At 71.1% G+C, this 1,545-nt stretch carries 2 protein-coding genes; both read left to right on the top strand.

Annotation, left to right across the window (positions count from 1 at the left end; genetic code table 11):
* Positions 1–1,266 (top strand): IS4 family transposase (locus tag E2C06_RS36380; RefSeq protein ID WP_133293372.1); only part of this gene is annotated, 1,266 nt, incomplete at its 5' end.
* Positions 1,202–1,525: an IS66 family insertion sequence element accessory protein TnpA gene (gene tnpA / locus E2C06_RS41185; protein ID WP_408869925.1), complete on the top strand. Its 324-nt coding sequence runs from the start codon at positions 1,202–1,204 to the stop codon at positions 1,523–1,525. The genes E2C06_RS36380 and tnpA, both read left to right, overlap by 65 nt.
* Positions 1,526–1,545: the final 20 nt, after the last annotated feature.

Genomic DNA, 1,545 nt, shown 5'->3' with positions numbered 1-1,545 from the left:
GCCGTGCTGGCCGAGACCGGCCGGCAGAGCCAGCGTCGGCGGCAGCTGCCGGCGCGCCTGGTGGTCTACTACGTCATGGCGCTGGCGCTGTACGCGCAGTCCTCCTACGGCGAGGTGCTGCGCGGCTTGCTGGAGGGCGTGCGCTGGCTGCGTCTGGGCGGCGCCGAGCTGGCGGTGGCGACGAAGTCGGCTGTCACCCGGGCCCGTGTGCGGCTGGGCGCGGCCCCGGTGCGGGTGCTCTTCGAGCGCCTCGCCCGTCCCTTCGCCACCCCGGGGGTGCCCGGGGCATGGTACCGCGGCTGCCGATTGGTCAGCCTGGACGGCACCACCCTCGATCTGCCGGACGCGCCTGAGCTCGAGGCACGCTATGGCCGGCCAGGCGCCTCACGCGGGACCAGCAGCTACCCGCAGCTGCAGCTGCTGAACCTGACGGAATGCGGCACCCACGCGATCTTCGCCGTGGCGTTGGACCGCTATGATGCCAGCGAGGTCCGGCTGGCGCCGGCGCTGCTGACGCGGCTGCGCCCGGAGATGCTGTGCCTGGCCGATCGCGCCTTCGTCGGCTTCGAGCTGTGGCGGGGGGCCGCAACCAGCGGCGCCAACCTGCTGTGGCGACTGCGCGCCAACCAGGTCCTGCCCTGCCGGCAGCGTCTGGCCGACGGCTCGTACCTGAGCCGGCTCTATGCCTCGCCGGCGCACCGCCGCCGCGACGAGGACGGCCTTGTGGTGCGGGTCATCGAGTACCGCCTGGAGGGCGTGCCGGGGGCGGAGCCGCTGTACCGGCTGGTCACCACTTTGCTCGACCCCGCGGCGGCGCCGGCCGCGGAACTGGCTGCCTTGTACCACGAGAGGTGGGAGAGCGAGGGCACCTTCGCCGAGCTCAAGGTGAGCTTGCCGGGCGAACGGCTGATGCTACGCAGCCGTCGCGCCGACCTGGTCGAGCAGGAGGTCTACGGCCTGCTGCTGGTCCACCTGGCGCTGCGCCAGCTGATGTACGAGGCCAGTCGGCAGAACGGCTGCGACCCCGACCAGCTGTCCTTCCTGCACACTGTTCGCGTGGTCCGGCGGCATCTGCCCTTTCACGCTGCGTTTTCCCCCTCGGCAGCGCCGGCAGATGCAGCAGATGGTGCTGATCGAGATCCTCGCCGTGCCGTCCGAGCAAAGCCGCGGCCGGCACAACCCACGCGCGGTGAAGCGCAAGATGAGCAGCTTTCCCACCAAGGGCCGCGCCGCACCAGGCGCACGCCAGCCGCTGCACTACCCTGACCACATATGGATCGTCGCACCCAAGGAACCGGATCCTGCGCAGACGGCCGCCCTCTCGAGCCCGCCGCCCCTGCGACCTCCCGCCGCCGGCCGACACACGTTCTGGCGTGATCATGTGCGGGCTTGGCGCGACAGCGGCCTCAGGCGCGCTGCCTACGCCGAAGTGCATGGCCTCGAGCCTCGCACCCTCAATCACTGGATCGCCCGCCTGCGGCAGATGTTCCGTCGACGCCCAGCTGCCACTCCAGAACGCTTCTAAGTCAACGGTATTGGGGCTAG

The sequence above is a fragment of the Dankookia rubra genome (genome assembly GCF_004355005.1).
In the GTDB taxonomy this organism is placed as follows: Bacteria; Pseudomonadota; Alphaproteobacteria; order Acetobacterales; family Acetobacteraceae; genus Paracraurococcus; species Paracraurococcus ruber_A.
Note: the sequence above shows the minus strand (reverse complement) of the source record. Positions and strands in the feature narration are given on the sequence as shown.